The sequence below is a fragment of the Pseudomonas sp. GW456-L13 genome (assembly GCF_017350115.1).
GTDB lineage: Bacteria > Pseudomonadota > Gammaproteobacteria > Pseudomonadales > Pseudomonadaceae > Aquipseudomonas > Aquipseudomonas jessenii.
This window is the reverse complement of the sequence record NZ_JACNAS010000002.1, coordinates 1,640,592-1,656,520: the sequence shown is the minus strand read 5'-3', so window position 1 is coordinate 1,656,520 and position 15,929 is coordinate 1,640,592. Positions and strand designations below refer to the sequence as shown.

Annotated in this window: 14 protein-coding genes; 6 read left to right on the top strand and 8 right to left on the bottom strand. The window is 60.7% G+C overall.

The window, feature by feature from the left end:
- Positions 1–129: 129 nt before the first annotated feature.
- The 4 genes from J4D25_RS21635 to J4D25_RS21620 form a co-directional block, all read right to left on the bottom strand.
- On the bottom strand, positions 130–1,089 hold the full coding sequence (locus J4D25_RS21635) for an alpha/beta hydrolase (protein ID WP_057713196.1): 960 nt from the start codon (positions 1,087–1,089) through the stop codon (positions 130–132).
- The gene (locus J4D25_RS21630) at positions 1,090–1,983 is read right to left on the bottom strand and encodes a neutral zinc metallopeptidase (RefSeq protein ID WP_057713197.1); all 894 of its coding nucleotides are present in this window, start codon (positions 1,981–1,983) and stop codon (positions 1,090–1,092) included.
- Between the two features lie 226 nt (positions 1,984–2,209).
- Complete coding sequence (locus J4D25_RS21625; RefSeq protein WP_057713198.1) at positions 2,210–3,043, bottom strand: aldo/keto reductase; 834 nt, start codon at positions 3,041–3,043, stop codon at positions 2,210–2,212.
- Complete coding sequence (locus J4D25_RS21620; protein WP_057713199.1) at positions 3,027–4,775, bottom strand: FAD-dependent oxidoreductase; 1,749 nt, start codon at positions 4,773–4,775, stop codon at positions 3,027–3,029. Before J4D25_RS21620 ends, J4D25_RS21625 begins: the two co-directional genes overlap by 17 nt.
- A 175-nt stretch (positions 4,776–4,950) precedes the next feature.
- Here J4D25_RS21620 and J4D25_RS21615 point away from each other — a divergent pair, with 175 nt between their 5' ends.
- The 4 genes from J4D25_RS21615 to J4D25_RS21600 all read left to right on the top strand — a co-directional run bounded on the left by J4D25_RS21615 (position 4,951) and on the right by J4D25_RS21600 (position 8,808).
- Entirely contained in the window at positions 4,951–5,727 is a 777-nt protein-coding gene (locus J4D25_RS21615) for an IclR family transcriptional regulator (protein WP_057713200.1), read from the top strand.
- Positions 5,728–5,906: 179 nt separating this feature from the next.
- Positions 5,907–6,962: a Gfo/Idh/MocA family protein gene (locus tag J4D25_RS21610; RefSeq protein WP_057713201.1), complete on the top strand. Its 1,056-nt coding sequence runs from the start codon at positions 5,907–5,909 to the stop codon at positions 6,960–6,962.
- Between the two features lie 2 nt (positions 6,963–6,964).
- Positions 6,965–7,780, top strand: coding sequence for a sugar phosphate isomerase/epimerase (locus J4D25_RS21605; RefSeq protein ID WP_057713202.1), 816 nt, complete (start codon positions 6,965–6,967; stop codon positions 7,778–7,780).
- Between the two features lie 149 nt (positions 7,781–7,929).
- Positions 7,930–8,808, top strand: coding sequence for a DMT family transporter (locus J4D25_RS21600; protein WP_057713203.1), 879 nt, complete (start codon positions 7,930–7,932; stop codon positions 8,806–8,808).
- 127 nt (positions 8,809–8,935) lie between these two features.
- Here J4D25_RS21600 and J4D25_RS21595 read toward each other — a convergent pair whose 3' ends face one another.
- Complete coding sequence (locus tag J4D25_RS21595; RefSeq protein ID WP_057713204.1) at positions 8,936–10,273, bottom strand: MFS transporter; 1,338 nt, start codon at positions 10,271–10,273, stop codon at positions 8,936–8,938.
- A 505-nt stretch (positions 10,274–10,778) separates the two neighbouring features.
- On the opposite strand from J4D25_RS21595, the gene quiC reads away from it, so the two are divergent.
- Together quiC and J4D25_RS21585 are read left to right on the top strand one after the other, a co-directional pair.
- Positions 10,779–12,680, top strand: a complete 1,902-nt coding sequence (gene quiC, locus J4D25_RS21590) for a 3-dehydroshikimate dehydratase QuiC (RefSeq protein ID WP_057713205.1) — start codon at positions 10,779–10,781, stop codon at positions 12,678–12,680.
- A 102-nt stretch (positions 12,681–12,782) separates the two neighbouring features.
- Positions 12,783–13,460 carry a TetR family transcriptional regulator gene (locus J4D25_RS21585; RefSeq protein WP_057713206.1) on the top strand — a complete coding sequence of 226 codons (678 nt, stop codon included), beginning with the start codon at positions 12,783–12,785 and terminating at the stop codon, positions 13,458–13,460.
- Positions 13,461–13,496: 36 nt separating this feature from the next.
- Here J4D25_RS21585 and J4D25_RS21580 read toward each other — a convergent pair whose 3' ends face one another.
- The 3 genes from J4D25_RS21580 to J4D25_RS21570 all read right to left on the bottom strand — a co-directional run bounded on the left by J4D25_RS21580 (position 13,497) and on the right by J4D25_RS21570 (position 15,849).
- The gene (locus J4D25_RS21580) at positions 13,497–14,351 is read right to left on the bottom strand and encodes a shikimate dehydrogenase (protein WP_057716559.1); all 855 of its coding nucleotides are present in this window, start codon (positions 14,349–14,351) and stop codon (positions 13,497–13,499) included.
- Positions 14,352–14,356: 5 nt separating this feature from the next.
- Entirely contained in the window at positions 14,357–14,797 is a 441-nt protein-coding gene (gene aroQ / locus J4D25_RS21575; RefSeq protein WP_057713207.1) for a type II 3-dehydroquinate dehydratase, read from the bottom strand.
- A gap of 140 nt (positions 14,798–14,937) precedes the next feature.
- Positions 14,938–15,849: a LysR family transcriptional regulator gene (locus J4D25_RS21570; RefSeq protein ID WP_057713208.1), complete on the bottom strand. Its 912-nt coding sequence runs from the start codon at positions 15,847–15,849 to the stop codon at positions 14,938–14,940.
- Positions 15,850–15,929 lie beyond the last annotated feature (80 nt).

Here is a 15,929-nt window from a genome sequence, read left to right as displayed (position 1 = left end):
GGTAAATCGCCATCGCGAGCAGGCTCGCTCCCACAATGATTCCCTGGTGTTCACAAATCATGTGTTCACATTGATTCCAATGTGGGAGCGAGCCTGCTCGCGATGGCGTCAGATGCGGCACTGCAAAACTTACTGACTGAACAACGCCCTTTGTCCCTCTGGCGAGGTAAACATCCCATCCCCGTTATGCCCGACCCCGGGCACTTCGATCAGTTGCTGGTTCAACCCCTTGGGTGCCAGCCGCTTCAGGTAGTCAAAGTAAAAACGCCCGCGGGCCAATCGAGACGGCCCTTGCGCCCTGGCCTCACAGCTTTTATCCAGCGCCGGATGATTCGAGTCGGTGTCCTGCTGCCCCAGCAGATAAACGACTTCACGCTTGAGGTAACTTTCCTGCAACTGTGCTGCGGTTTGTCCTTCGGCGTAAGCAGGTAAATCCGCCAGCCCGTACTTCCAGCGATGGAAATTCGGGCAACCGGCGTGGCTGAATGCCACGGGCCTGCGTTCATCGAAATAAGCGTAGGAGGACGGATTGGCGATCACGTAGCGCACCTGCACGCCGGCTGCATCGAGGTCGGATTGCGCGTGACCGAGCAACGCATAGCGCTGAACCACCTGCGCGCCGCCGGAGTGCCCGGCGATGACGATTTGCTTCACATCCGGAAACTGCTGACGGTCACCCAAGCGGGCGATGATTTCGTCGAGCGCCGCGTAGGAACTCAGCCGAAAGGGTGCCGTGGATTCGCCGCCAGCCATCCATTCATTGCCTTGCCAGCGCAAAACGGTGTCGGCCACCGGATGGACCGCAACGTCGGTTTCATTGAGGAATTGCGGGGCGATCACCAGGGTCGTTGCGCTTTGCCCCGCCAGTTCGGCCGCGTGCTCACCACTCTGCAGATAGGTTTGCGCATTGCGCAAGCGACCGTGGAGGATGATCAGCACCCGTTCGATTTTTGCCGGGGCGGGGCTGATGCCCACCGCGATTTCACCTGACTTCAACAGCAGGCGCCCTGAGCTGAGTTCCTTGACCCCATGCTCGGCGGCCTGGGACGTTGCGCAAGTAAACAGAACAACCAACAACCACTTCTTCATTTACAGATTTTTCGCCGCAAAGGTATCGCACTGGCCAACCTGGCCTTGGGCGAAACCGGTTTTGAACCAGCGCACCCGTTGCGCCGACGTACCATGGGTGAAGGAGTCCGGGACTACACGGCCCTGACCCTGTTGCTGCAAACGATCGTCGCCGATGGCGTTCGCGGCGTTCAGTGCTTCTTCGATGTCGCCCGGTTCCAGCCAGTTCAGGCGCTTCTGCGCATTGTTGGCCCAGACGCCGGCCAGGCAATCGGCCTGAAGTTCCTGGCGAACCAGCAAACCACCGTCGCCTTCCATCTGCCGGCCTTGTTGGCGCGCTGCCTGAATTTTCGTGGACACCCCAAGCAGGGTCTGCACGTGGTGTCCGACTTCGTGAGCGATCACGTAGGCCTGGGCGAAGTCGCCCGCGGCGGAAAAGCGTTGGGACATCTCCTGGAAGAATGCCATGTCCAGGTAGACCTTCTGGTCGCCCGGGCAATAGAAGGGGCCGGTCGCCGAGGTGGCCAGACCGCAGGCCGAATTCACGCGGTTGCTGAACAACACCAGGGTCGGGTCCTTATATTGGCGGCCGGCCTGCTGGAATATCGCGCCCCAGGTGTCTTCGGTATCGCCGAGGATCGAGCGCACGAATTCCGCGCTCTCATCATTGGCCGGAGGTGCCTGGCGACTCTGGTTGGTGGCGGGCGCCGATTGCTGCTCCATTTGCCCGGTCAGTTGTCCGAGGATCTGCAGCGGATCCTGGCCGGTGATCCAGCCGATGCCGACAATCAGGAGGATCGCCGTCAGGCTCAAACCCTTGCCACCGCCAAAACGCATGCCGCCGCCACCACCGCCGACATCATCGCCACGGGCGTCGACCACGTTGTCGCTGCGTCGGCCTTTTTTCCATAGCATGTGGGAATCCTCTTCTGTTCCGGGTAAAGCTCCGTGCGATGAGTGTTGCTGCCAAGTGGGAGCGGCGCCAGTCCGATCGTCCGTCTTTTTTTCGCGCACAGGTTGATTCCCGGCCACCCGTGAAGGGTTGCCGAAAAGGTCTCAGGCTTGTATTGAACACGGATAACCCATCGAATTCCCTCGGGCGATGGGTTTTTATCGTGAGAGCGATCGCCGGTCCTGCGGATTATTCGTCGAATGCATCCCACACCGGCGCAAAGTCAGGGCTGACCTGGCGCTCGCGTTTGGACAGGCTGGCGATCAAGGCACGGTCTTCATCATCCAGTCGCACATCCAGCGCCGCGAGATTGGCCAGTTGATTGGGCTCGCTGCTGGCCTTGGGGATCGCGGCCACGTTGGGTTGATCGAGCAGCCATTTGAGCGCGACCTGCGTCGGCAGTACGCCGTGTTTCGCGGCGATCCGCCGGATGGCCGGAATGTCGGATACCTTGTTGCGTGCCAGTGGCGTGTAGGCTGTCAGCGCAAGATCCTGTTGACGGGCGTAGTCGAGCAGGGCGTTTTGTCCGAGCAGCACGTGGTACTCGACCTGGATCGCCGACAGCGGCGCCCCCAGTTCTTCGACGACTTTGCGTAGCAGGTGCAGTGGAAAATTCGCCACGCCAATGTTGCGCGCCAGGCCTTGCTCCCTGAACGACACCAGGGTTTCTATGGTGCGCGGCAAATCCCAATCGGTGGTTGGCCAATGGAGCATGAACAGGTCGACGTATTCGCTGCGCAGGGCTTTGAGGCTACGGTCCATGGAGTGACGCATGGCGTCGGGTTGCAGTTGGTCCCACCAGACTTTGGTCGTGACGTGGATCTGCTCGCGGGGTGTCGGACTGTTCGCCAGCGCCTGACCGACCGCGTCTTCGTTGTTGTAGGCCGCTGCCGTGTCGATGTGCCGGTAACCCAGGGCCAGAGCCTGCTCCACTGCTCGGGTGCATTCCTCGCCGAGCATTGGCCAGGTGCCGAGGCCGAGTTTCGGCATGTTCAAACCCTGAGCGTTAATGATGTGCTGCATGGTCGATCTCCTTTTCATAAGCAGTGACGCCTGCGATATGGCGCGCGGCGATGTAGCCGAAGGTCAGCGCCGGGCCGAGATTGATGCCGCCAGCGGGGTAGTGACCGCCCATGATGCTGGCCATGTCGCCGCCCGCCGCGTACAGCCCGGCGATGGGTTGCGCCGCGCCATCCAGGACTTGGGCATGATGGTTGACCTTGAGCCCGGCGAAGGTACCGAAGCAGCCCGGCTGGACTTTCACGGCATAGAAGGGGCCTTGTTCGATCGGTGCGACGCATGGGTTGGGCTGTTGCAGTGCGTCACCCTGCTTGCGGTTGTAGGGTGTGGAACCACGGCCGAATTGCGGGTCCTCGCCGTTGCGCGCGTGGCGGTTGTAGTCCGACACGGTGGTGCGCAAGCCAACCGGGTCGATGCCGCAGGCTGCAGCCAATTCCTCAAGGGTGTTGCCGGTTTTCAGATAGCCGCTGCGGATGAAGGATGACAGCGGCACCGGAAATGGCCGAGAGATGCCCAGGCCATATCGACGCTGAAAACCATGGGTGCAGATCAACCACGACGCCACTTCCTCACCCGGCGGGGCGGCGGCGACCATGGCCGTGACGTAGTCGTAGTAGCCGTTGGCTTCATTGACGAAGCGCTGGCCGTTGCTCAGCACTCCGATGATGCCCGGCTTGCCGCGCTCGATGATGTGCGGGAAGTGTCCCGTGCTGCCGTCGCTGTGCGGCACCTGCGAAACCGGTGCCCAGGCGACGGCGGACGCCATGTCGGTATTCACCCGGGCACCGGCACTTTCGCCCAGGCGCAGGCCATCGCCGCAAACGCCGAGGGGCGGCAAGGCCAGATGCTCATGCCCGGTCGGTGTGCGGGGGAACAGGGCCTTGCGGCGGTCGATGTCATTGGCGAAACCACCCGCGGCGAGCACCACGGCCTTGCGTGCATGGATGCGCACCGAGCCTTTGGCGGTGTTGACCACCGCGCCTCGTACCTGGTCATTCTCGCGCAGCAATCGACTCACGGGCGCTGATTCCCAGAGCAACACACCGAGGTCATCGGCGGATTTCGCCAGGCGCGCCACCAAGGCCACGCCGTTGACCAGTTGCATCGCCCGGCCATGTACGACGAGATCGAACAGGTGACGACTGAAACGCCGCGTAACGTGCCAGGCCGCCGACAGTGAACGGGTCAGGTTGAGGAATGCCGTGAGGTCCGCCCCCGCCATGATCGGCATGCCCATGAACGATGTTTCCCGCATGGTTTTGCGCAGACGCTTGAGCAGTGTGCCGACTTTTCGTGCGTCGTACGGGGCGGCGATCACCGAGCGTCCACCGGTGCCGGCCCCCGGCGTGTCGCCATGAATGTCGGCAATGGCGTTGCCGTCGGCGAATTGCAGCGAGGTGTACTGCTCGAAGAACGACACCATCCGCGGGCCGGCTTCCAGGAAAGCGTCGATCATTGCCGGATCAAAGCGCTCGCCCAGTTCGTGTTTCAGGTAAGTGCGCGGCAGTTCAACGTCTTCGACGATGCCTGCGCGCCGGGCCAGCGGGTTGCATGGCACCCAGGCCCAGCCACCGGACCAGGCCGTGGCACCGCCGAACACCGGGTCCTTTTCTACCACTATGACTTTCAGTCCATGCCACGCGGCGGTCACGGCCGCCGACAGTCCCGCCGCACCGGAACCAACGATCAGCACATCGCAGTCGATGTCGGGAAGAAAGTGCGCTTGGGCAGGCATTGTTTGAACTCCGGCGTTTTATTGTTTTGGAATCTGGTTCCAGAAAATATAAGAATCAGATGAGACCGAACAAGTCTTGAGGGTGTAAAACGGGCGGTTATCGAACGTTCAGTTCCAGATTTCGCATTCGTTCAGATGTCTTCTAGAATCGAGCAAATTTTGCGTGGAAGCGACCATGGCCGGCAGTCAGATCGAACGTGTTTTCAGTGTGCTCGAAAGCCTCACCAGCGATCCCCGTGGCCTGCCGATGCAGACCCTGGCAGAGCAACTGGATATCCCCAAGAGCGCGACCCATCGCCTGCTGGCCGAGCTGATCCGCCTCGGTTACGTGCGCCAGAATCCGGATAATCTGCGTTATCACCTCTCGACCAAACTGGTGGCGATGGGCTTCCGTTACCTGTCGAGCAGCGGTGCCGACATCGTGCAGCCAGTGCTTGACCGCTTGGCGCAGGAAACCGGCGAACTGGTGCGTCTCGGGGTGATCGACGGTGAGCGTCAGATCTGGATCGCCAAGTCCCAGGGCGCGCGCTCCGGTCTGCGTTACGACCCGGACATGGGCCGCGATGCGCCGTTGTTTTACACAGCCTCTGGGCATGCGTGGCTGGCCTGCATGAGCGATGCCGAAGCCTTGTCGCTGGTGGAGCGGCAGGGCGCAAAAGTGCCGGAACATGTGGGGCCGAACGCTCCGCGCTCGAACATCGAATTGCTCGAACGCCTGCGTCTGGCACGGGACCAGGGCTACGCCTGGGTCGAGGAGAGCTCGGCGGTCGGCACTTCGGCGATTGCGGCAGTGGTGCGCCATCCCGCCGATGGGCGGGTGATCGGCGTGCTCAGCGTCGCCGGGCCGAGTGCACGGATGCCGGGGGCGCGGCTGCATGAGCTGGCGCCGTTGTTGCTGGCGTACACCGAGGAGTTGAGTGCAGCGAGCCTGGCGTCGGAGTTGTTCAACTAAGGCCTGTGCAAATCGACTGCATTCGCGAGCAAGCCCGCTCCCACATTTTGAACAGTGTCCAGCTTGAGAAGCTGTGCGCTGTTCGAACACTTTCAGGATAGGTCTGTGTAAGAATCTGGAACCAGGTTCTAAATTATTGGAGTTCATCGCTCCAATAAAACTCACAAGAGGACCGTATCTTGAATTCGCCACTTCGCATCGCCCTGATCGGTGCTGGCAACATGGGCCAGCAGCACTACCAGCATCTGCAATCCTTGACTGAAGCGACGTTGTGCGCCGTGGCCGATCCGGGACCGCAGGCGGCCAGTCTTGCGGCGCAATGGGGCGTAGCCTGTTTCGCCGATCATCGTCAGATGCTGGAGCAGGCGAAACCGGACGCCGTGATAGTTGCCAACCCGAACACGCTGCACGTCAGCACGGCCCTCGATTGCCTCGCGGCAGGCGTGCCGGTATTGCTGGAAAAACCGGTGGGCGTGCACCTGGATGAAGCCAGGGAGCTGGTGACTGCCTCGAAGGCGAGTGGCGTTCCGGTACTGGTCGGACATCATCGTCGCCACAATCCGCTGATCGTCCGCGCCCACGAGCTTGTCCACAGCGGCGCATTGGGTCGGTTGACCACGGTTACGGCGCTCTGGCAGTTGCGCAAGCCCGACAGCTATTTTGAAACACCCTGGCGTCGCGAGGCCGGCGCGGGGATGCTGTTGACCAACCTGATCCACGACCTCGATCTGCTGCGGCATTTGTGCGGTGAAGTGCGCCAGGTTCAGGCCATCACCAGCAACGCCATTCGCGGGTTTGCCAACGAAGATTGCGCGGCGGTACTGCTGCAATTCGACAACGGTGCACTGGGCAGCCTGACCGGCTCCGATGCGGTGGCTGCGCCCTGGAGCTGGGAGCTGGATTCGGGGGAGAACCCGGTGTATCCGCGTCATCCTGATCAACCGTGCTACTTGCTGGCCGGGACAGGTGGGGCGCTGAGCATTCCGCAGCTTAAACGCTGGCACTACAACGATGTCGATGGCGGCTGGCATCAACCGTTGCTGGCAACCCAGGAAAACTTCAGTGCCGATGAAGCCCTGCGTCTGCAGTTGCAGCACTTCGTGCGAGTTGCGCGCCGGGAGGTCGAGCCGCTGGTGAGTGCCGCCGATGCCGCGCGTACGTTGGCGCTGATCGAAGCCATCCGCGAAGCCGCCGAAACCGGGCGTGCCTGCGCGCCATCCTTGATCGAGGGGTGAGCATGAGCGAGCGTATCTTCTCCCTGGCCAGCCTGACCGTGCTGGAGTTATCACCGCCCGATATGGTCGAGGTCGCCGCGCGGGCCGGTTACAGCCATGTCGGCTTGCGTCTGGTACCGGCAACCCCGGAAGAGCACCATTTTGCCTTGGTGGCCGACCACGAACTGCGGCGCCAGACCCTGGCGCGTCTGCGCGATACCGGTATTCGGGTGCTGGACGTCGAAATTCTGCGTCTCAAGCCGGAGACCGTTGTTACCGACTTCGAGAAAATCCTGGCGGTGGGTGCCCAATTGGGTGCCAGTGAATTGCTGGTGGCCGGCAACGACCCTGATGAACAACGGCTGACGGAACATTTTGCCGAACTCTGTGATCTGGCGGCACTCTATGGGCTGCACCCGCATCTGGAGTTCATGCCCTGGACCGATGCGCGCAATCTTCAACAAGCCGCGCGAATCGTGGAAAACGCCGGGCGTGAAAACGGTGGCGTACTGGTGGACGCCTTTCACTTCGACCGCTCTGGATCGCTGTTGGAAGAACTGGTCAAAGTTGCCCCCTCACGGTTACGGTATGCACAGTTGTGTGACGTCGCAGGACCACGGCCGGCGGATATGGCGGAGATCTTGCGTCAGGCGCGTAACGAGCGGCGTTTCCCCGGCGATGGCGATTGTGACCTGCAGGGGTTGTTGGGGATTTTGCCGGCTGACATTCCATTGAGCCTGGAGATTCCCACCGTGCAGTTGCTGGAGCAGGGCGTGAGTGGGTTGGAGCGGGCACAGATGGCGCTGGATAAAACCCGGGAATTGTTTGCGCGGCTGTAATCGGTGCTGCGCACCTTTCACTGGTAGGAGCGAGCTTGCTCGCGATGGTCGTCAACGATAATGAAGGCTGCCTGGAAAAACATGGCGCCCTCAGGTTCATCACGAGCAAGCTCGCTCCTACAAAATAAGGATGTAATAAAGGAAACCCAATGACCGTCAGCACTCCGCTTTCCGGCGTCAATCAGCCCTTCAAAGGGATCCTGCTGATCATTGTCGCAACCTTCCTGTTTTCCACCCACGACGCCTTTTCCAAATACCTCTCCGGTTTCTATCCCATTGTCATGGTGGTCTGGGCGCGCTACGTGGTTCACACCTTGTTGATGGCCGGGATTTTCCTGCCGCAGTCCGGGTTGCGGGTGCTGCGTACCAAACGGCCATTGCTGCAGGTGATCCGGGCGCTGTGCCTGCTGGGCACCAGTCTGTTTTTCACCACGGGACTGATGTACATCCCGCTGGCCGAGGCCACGTCGGTCAACTTCCTCGCTCCGGTACTGGTCACCGCGCTGTCGGTACCGCTGCTTGGCGAACGTGTGACCCGGGGGCAATGGCTGGCAGTGATTTTCGGTTTTAGCGGAGTGCTGATCATCGTTCACCCCGGGGGCGATCTGTTTACCCCGGCGGTGTTGCTGCCGTTCTGCTCGGCGCTGTTTTTCTGCTTCTACCAACTGCTGACCCGCAAGCTCAGCGAGATCGACAGCCCGACCACCAGCAACTTCTTCGCAGGCTTGTGCAACACGCTGGTGATGAGTGCGCTGGTGCCGTTCTTCTGGCAGACGCCGAACCTGGTGCATGGCGCGATGATGCTGGCGCTGGGGGCCTGCGGGATGACGGCTCACCTGTTCCTGACCCAGGCTTTCCGCCTCGCGGCACCGGCACTGCTGGCACCGTTCAGCTATTGCCAGATCATCTTCGCCGGCCTGCTGGGCTGGCTGCTGTTTTCCCATACGCCGACACTGACCACCGTGCTCGGCATTGCCGTGATCTGCTGCAGCGGGTTGGCGGCGGCGTGGCAGCAAAGCCGCAAGTAGAAAGTTCCCGGAAACCAACTGTAGGAGCGAGCCTGCTCGCGATGACGGTGGGTCAGTCAGCATAGATGTCACTGACCCATCGCATCGCGAGCAGGGCTCGCTCCTACAGGGGGGATTGCGCTGAACGTTATTCGGTGACGGTCGGAATCTTGCGCGGTGCCATGAAGTACATCCAGATCAGCGCAATGAAGTACATCGCCGGAATCATGGTGAACAGCACGGTGTAGTTGTTGTTGGTGATGGTCAGGATGTGGCCGACCAGTTGGGTCATGAACATCCCGCCAATCGCCGCACACATGCCGCCGAAGCCGAACACCGTACTCATCATGTGCTTGGGCGTGTAGTCCATCACCAGGCTCCAGATGTTCGCGGTCCAGGCCTGGTGCGCGCCGATGGCCAGGGAGATGGCGGCCACCGCGACCCACAGGTTGCTGGAACCGGCCGCCATGATCACACCGATGATGCAACAGGCGAACAGGAACATGGACATCAGTCGCGCCTTGATCGGGTTGACGCCGCGACCGATCAGGAACGAGGAGAGGATGCCGCCGCCAACGCTACCGAAGTCGGCAGTGAGGTAGATGATGATCAGCGGGATACCCATCTGGGTGACGTTGATGCCCAGGTTGTATTGCTGGTTGAGGAACGGCGGCAGCCAGTACAGGTAGAACCAGAACACCGGTGCGGTGATCGAGTAGGCGAGGGCGAAGGCCCAGGTGCCGCGCATGCGCAGGATTTTCGAGAACGGCACGCGGGTTTGTTCCGGCTCGACTTCTTTCTGGATGTAGTCCAGCTCCGACTGTTTCACGCTTGGGTGGTCTTCCGGGTTGAAGTACTTCAAACCCCAGAACAACAGCCAGATCCCGCCCAGTGATGCCATGCACAGGAACGCGGCCTGCCAACCCCAGACGTGCAGGATCAGTGGCAGCAGCATCGGCGTGAACATCGCGCCGACGTTGGTCCCGGCATTGAAAATACCGGTGGCTACCGCACGTTCACCGGCCGGGAACCACAGGCGCGTGGTTTTCACGCAGGCCGGGTAGTTGGCCGCTTCGGTCAGGCCGAGGATGAATCGGCAGACCATGAAGCCGACCGCCGAAGTGGCCAGGCCGTGGGCACCGGTCGCCAGGCTCCAGAGCAGCACGGCGCAGAAGAACACGCGCTTGACGCCGACCCGGTCGATCAAACGGCCTTGCAGCACGAAACCGATGGCGTAACCGACCTGGAACCAGAAGTTGATGTTGGCGTAGTCCATCGCCGTCCAGCTCATTTCCTTGGCCAGGATAGGCTGCATCACGCCCAGGGCGGCGCGGTCGATGTAGTTCAGGGTGGTGGCGAAAAACACCAGTGCCAGCATGCCCCAACGGGTTTTGCCGACTGCCATGGCGCCGCGGATTTTGTCGCCGATGCCACCTGTGGCGGTGCTCATGGCAGGTGCCATGCGAGAACTTTGAGAAGGAATCATGTGTGCCATCCGTTCAATGACTGACAAGCGGGGCTCGTCGTGACTTCAAGGGCGCGTGATCAATCGGTCTGTCGCGGCGTGCGCGAAAGGGCTGATCGGCTGTGTTCGTCGGCTGACGGGTTATTCAGCGAGCGGCACGGTTGTGCCGGCGGAGCGCGGGGTTCGGATGGACGCCAGGCAAGGCGTAATGACGGTAGAGCGAGTGAGCAAGGCGTTGAATGAGCGCATGAGCGTATACCCGTTTTTTGAAATTTTTATGTGGTGTTCTGGGTCTTGTTGACCGGGGCCGACGATTTCAAGACCGGACCCAATGTGGTGTTGATGTTGCGCAGTGAACAAAAAATCGTCAATTCGCTATCGGCCATTGTGTTCGATAATCGCACGCAAAACTAACTGGGTAGTACACTTTAAATTGCTCAATGCATCGACCAGCTCAATAATCCGTTCACTCTTTTAAAAGCGGCGCAAATTCCCTGTAGCCGAAGCCTCCACCGGGAGCCGAAACATGCAGCGTTCCATTGCCACCGTATCCTTGAGCGGTACCCTGCCGGAAAAACTCGAAGCCATTGCCGCCGCCGGGTTCGACGGCGTCGAGATTTTCGAGAACGACCTTCTCTACTACGACGGTAGTCCACGGGAAATTAAACAGATGTGCGCCGATCTCGGGATCGCCATCACCCTGTTTCAACCGTTCCGCGATTTCGAAGGCTGCCGCCGCGATCGCCTGTCGCGCAACCTGGAGCGCGCCGAGCGTAAATTCGACCTGATGCAGGAGTTGGGCACTGACCTGGTGCTGGTGTGCAGCAATGCCTCGGCCGAGTCCATCGGTGATGAACAGGTTCTGGTCGACGACTTGCGACTGCTGGCCGAGCACGCCGGGGCACGTGGCCTGCGCATCGGCTACGAAGCACTGGCCTGGGGCCGGCATGTGAACACCTGGCAACAGGTGTGGAACATCGTGCGTCAGGCCGATCACCCAAGCCTCGGCGTGTTGCTGGACAGCTTTCACACCCTGTCGCTCAAGGGCGATCCAAGTGCTATCGCCGAGATTCCCGGCGACAAGATTTTCTTCGTGCAAATGGCTGACGCGCCGATCCTGGCCATGGACGTGCTGGAGTGGAGCCGGCATTTTCGCTGCTTCCCGGGCCAGGGTGAATTCGACTTGCCGGGCTTCCTCGCGCCAATCATCAAGAGTGGCTATACCGGGCCTCTGTCGCTGGAAATCTTCAACGATGGCTTCCGCGCCGCGCCGCCACGAGCCAATGCCGCCGACGGCTTGCGTTCGTTGCTGTATCTGGAAGAGAAAACCCGCGAGCGTCTGGCCCAGGAAGCCAAGCCTGCGACCAACTCTGAGATTCTGTTCGAAACGCCCAAGGCCAGTGAGTACAACGGCATCGAGTTTCTCGAGTTCGCCGTGGACGAAAGCCTCGGCGCCAAGCTCTCGCATTGGCTTGAGCGACTGGGTTTCGTCAAGGCCGGGCAGCATCGTTCCAAGAGCGTCAGCCTGATGCGCCAGGGCGATATCAATTTGATCCTCAACTCTGAACCTTACTCCTTCGGCCACAGCTTTTTCGAAGCCCACGGCCCTTCGTTGTGCGCTACCGCCGTGCGAGTCAAGGACAGCGCCAGTGCGCTGGCACGAGCCGTGGCTTACAAGGGTCAACCCTATCGCGGGCTGGTGGGCCCCAATGAACTGGAACTGGCGGCGGTGCGTGCGCCGGATGGCAGCCTGATTTATCTGGTGGACCAGGATGCCGACGTCTACGGTACCGACTTCAATCTGCTGGCGGATGCACCGGTCAGCGGTGGCCTCAAGCGCATCGACCACATGGCCATGGCGCTGCCGGCCGACAGCCTCGACAGCTGGGTGCTGTTCTATAAGAGCCTGCTGGATTTCGAGGCAGACGATGAAGTCGTGCTGCCGGATCCTTATGGTCTGGTGAAGAGCCGTGCCTTGCGTAGCCGGGACAGTTCGATCCGCCTGCCACTGAACATTTCAGAGAACCGCAACACCGCGATCTCACACGCGCTGTCGAGTTATCGCGGCTCCGGCGTGCACCACATCGCGTTTGATTGTGATGACATCTTTGCCCAGGTCAGCCGTGCAAAAGAGGCGGGCGTGCCGCTGTTGGATATTCCGCTCAACTACTACGATGACCTGGCGGCGCGGTTCGATTTCGACGACGAGTTCCTCAGTGAGCTGGCCTACTACAATGTGTTGTACGACCGTGACGCCCAGGGCGGTGAACTGTTTCATGTGTACACCGAGCCGTTCGAGGGGCGGTTCTTCTTCGAGATCATCCAGCGTAAAAACGGTTATGCCGGCTACGGCGCGGCCAACGTCGCGGTGCGCCTGGCGGCCATGGCCAAATCCCGTAGTGGCGCATTGCGCCAGGCGAAGTTGTAGGTAATTCGTAAACGCGGGATTAAACGTGGGCCGCGCGGCTTCCTTCACTGTGCCGCGCAGCCCATAATCGCCAGCCTGTGCAGTGATGGCCGTGAGCCCGCAATGACAATGACTTCAGAACTCCCCGCAGCCTCCGTAGAACCTGGTGCCGAGCCGCGCAAGAGTCGCAAGAACAACCCGGAAAAGACCCGCGAAAACATCCTGCAGGAGGCGATTGTCGAATTCGTCCAGCAGGGGCTTTCCGGTGCCCGCGTCGATGCCATCGCCGAGCGTATCCACACCTCCAAGCGCATGATCTATTACTACTTCGGCAGTAAGGAACAGCTCTACGTCGAGGTGCTGGAGAAACTCTACGGCGATATCCGCAACACCGAAAATCGCCTGCACCTGGCAGAGCTGGCGCCGGTCGAAGCCATTCGGCGGCTGGTGGAGTTCACCTTCGATCACCATGATCGCAACGTCGATTTCGTGCGCATCGTCAGTATCGAGAACATTCACAACGCCGAGTACGTGAAGCGCTCCGATGCGATCAAGGCGATGAACAACACTATCCTCGATTCACTGGGCGAGATTCTGCGTCGCGGCGCCGAGCAGGGGCTGTTCCGTACCGGGCTTGATCCGCTGGACGTGCATTTGCTGATCAGTTCGTTCTGCTTCTATCGCGTCTCGAACCGCCACACCTTTGGTGAGATTTTTCAGATCGACCTGCCGGACGAACGTATCAAGCAGCGTCATCGGGAGATGATTTGCGAGTCGGTTCTGCGGTACCTGCAAGCCTGAGGCGAGGTGAGGGGGTTGCCCCCTCACTTCACTCATTCAGTCATTCATGCTCTGGAAATGCTCAAGCATCCGCTGGGCATCCGGGACTACGCCGCTGAACAACTCGAATGCTTTGACCGCCTGAAACACCGCCATGTTGCCGCCGTCCAGCGTCCGGCAACCGAGGGCGCGGGCATTGCGCAGCAGTTCGGTTTCCAGTGGGAAGTAAACGATCTCCGCCACCCACAATTCGGCCCGCAGCAGCTCCACTGGCACCGGCATGCCCGGCAGTTTTTTCATGCCCATCGGCGTGGTGTTCACCAGGCCGTCAGCCTGTGCCATGGCATCGGGCAGGTCATACCCGGCCACCGCCCGACTGACGCCGAAATGCTGATTGAGGTTGTCAGCCAGATCCTGGGCGCGGCGGATGTCCACGTCAAAAATGCTCAGCTGTTGTACGCCTTCGCTCAACAACGCGTGGGCCACCGCCGCACCTGCGCCACCAGCGCCCATCTGTACGACACGTTCAACGGCAACGCCTTTCAAACCTCGGCGAAACCCCTCGGCAAAGCCCAGGCAATCGGTGTTGTGGCCGATGCGTTTGCCATCCTTGAGCACCACCGTGTTGACCGCACCGATACCGCGGGCCTCCGGCGAGAGTTCGTCGAGCAGCGGGATGATCGCCTGCTTGCATGGAAAGGTTATGTTCAGCCCGGTGTAGTTCATGCGCTCGGCAGCCATCAACAGGTCGGGCAGGGCGTTGCTGTCGAGCTTCAACTGATCAAGATCAATCAGGCGATACAGGTAGCGCAACCCCTGGGCATCGCCTTCATGCTCGTGCATGGCCGGTGTGCGGGACGCCTGGATGCCGGCGCCAATCAGCCCGGCCAGTATCACGTGGTTCTGAGTCACGGCGATCACCCCTTCAAACGATGACTGAAGTGTTCCAGCGCCAGGCGATAGCCATGACTGCCAAAACCGGCCATCACCGCCGTTGCAATGGCGGATACGAACGAATGGTGGCGGAAGGGCTCGCGGGCGTGCACGTTGGACAGGTGGACTTCGATCACCGGCAGTTCGCTGGCGACCAGGGCGTCGCGGATGGCGACCGAGGTGTGGGTCCACGCGGCAGGATTGATGACGATCCCGGCGCAGCGACCGCGGGCGGCGTGAATCCAGTCGAGCAATTCGCCTTCATGGTTGGTCTGGCGAAACTCCACCGCCAGGCCGAACTCTTCGGCGGCGCGTGCGCACAGGGTCGAAATGTCTGCCAGGGTTTCGTGGCCGTAAGTCGCCGGTTCACGGGTGCCGAGCAGGTTCAGGTTCGGGCCGTTGAGCACCAGAACGATAGGGGGCATCGGAATCTCTCCACTTGTTATTTTTGGAATCGGCCGAGGGCTTCAGCCTGTGGAGATAAATTGTACTAACTAGTTAATTTGGTCAATTGAAGTGAAGGTATGCCGGCTGTTTGTGGGCGGTGATCGGACACTTTCGCAGGTCAGCGCGGCAAATGCTCCACCAGAAAATCAATGAACGCCCTCAAGCGCAGCGGTACATGGCGACTTTGCGGATACAGCAAGGTAAACGGCCGCGATCGCCCGCCATAGGGCTTGAGCACTTCCACCAGCGAGCCGTCGGCCAGTTCCTTTTCAACGATAAACCGGTAGGTCTGAAACAACCCCGCCCCGTGTTTGGCCAGGGTCACACCGCCCAGCACATCGTCGGAGCAACTGAGGTTGCCCTCGGCCAGAATCTCCCGGGGCACGCCTTCATCGTTGAACAGCCAGGCAATGCGTCGGCCGCTGCTGGGCAATTCGTACTGGATGCATTCGTGGTTTTCGAGGTCGTCGAGGGTTTGCGGAGTGCCGGCCCGTTTCAGGTAATCAGGGCTGGCGATCATCACCAGGGCGGCATCTTCCAACGGTCGGGCGATCAGGCCGGAATCCGGGATGGCTCGCACGCGAATCGTCATGTCGTAGCCTTCGCCGACGAAGTCGATGTTGCGATTACTGATGTGCGACTCGACCTTCACCGCCGGATAGCGCGCCCGAAATTCGGGCAACAGCGGCAGAATTCGATGATGCGCGTAGGTGGTCGGAATACTGATGCGCAACGTACCGGACGGCACTTGCTGCTGGCCCATCACCTCGCGCTGGGCCTCGACCAGTTGCGCAAGGGCCTGGCGACATTCTTCGTAATAACGGCGACCACTGTCGGTCAGCTTCACACTACGCGTGGTGCGCGCGAACAGGCGCACACCAAGGCGTTCTTCCATGCGCGACACCGAACGGCTCACGGCAGCGGGGGTGACACCCGCCACCAGCGCCGCGGCAGTAAAACTGCCGGCCTCGGCGGCCAGGCAAAACAGCTCGATGCTGCCCAACTGAAGATCGTCGAATTGTCGCTGCATGATTGATTACACCGGGGATCAGATGAAGAAGCTGGACCAGTATTTATCAGTCTTGCGCGCACGAATACAAAAAAACCGTC

Excerpts from the sequence above, each read along its gene's own strand:
- J4D25_RS21635 (WP_057713196.1), bottom strand. The coding sequence starts at position 1,089 with ATGAAGAAGTGGTTGTTGGTTGTTCTGTTTACTTGCGCAACGTCCCAG.
- J4D25_RS21630 (WP_057713197.1), bottom strand. The coding sequence starts at position 1,983 with ATGCTATGGAAAAAAGGCCGACGCAGCGACAACGTGGTCGACGCCCGT.
- J4D25_RS21625 (WP_057713198.1), bottom strand. The coding sequence starts at position 3,043 with ATGCAGCACATCATTAACGCTCAGGGTTTGAACATGCCGAAACTCGGC.
- J4D25_RS21620 (WP_057713199.1), bottom strand. The coding sequence starts at position 4,775 with ATGCCTGCCCAAGCGCACTTTCTTCCCGACATCGACTGCGATGTGCTG.
- J4D25_RS21615 (WP_057713200.1), top strand. The coding sequence starts at position 4,951 with ATGGCCGGCAGTCAGATCGAACGTGTTTTCAGTGTGCTCGAAAGCCTC.
- J4D25_RS21605 (WP_057713202.1), top strand. The coding sequence starts at position 6,965 with ATGAGCGAGCGTATCTTCTCCCTGGCCAGCCTGACCGTGCTGGAGTTA.
- J4D25_RS21600 (WP_057713203.1), top strand. The coding sequence starts at position 7,930 with ATGACCGTCAGCACTCCGCTTTCCGGCGTCAATCAGCCCTTCAAAGGG.
- J4D25_RS21595 (WP_057713204.1), bottom strand. The coding sequence starts at position 10,273 with ATGATTCCTTCTCAAAGTTCTCGCATGGCACCTGCCATGAGCACCGCC.
- quiC (WP_057713205.1), top strand. The coding sequence starts at position 10,779 with ATGCAGCGTTCCATTGCCACCGTATCCTTGAGCGGTACCCTGCCGGAA.
- J4D25_RS21585 (WP_057713206.1), top strand. The coding sequence starts at position 12,783 with ATGACAATGACTTCAGAACTCCCCGCAGCCTCCGTAGAACCTGGTGCC.
- aroQ (WP_057713207.1), bottom strand. The coding sequence starts at position 14,797 with ATGCCCCCTATCGTTCTGGTGCTCAACGGCCCGAACCTGAACCTGCTC.
- J4D25_RS21570 (WP_057713208.1), bottom strand. The coding sequence starts at position 15,849 with ATGCAGCGACAATTCGACGATCTTCAGTTGGGCAGCATCGAGCTGTTT.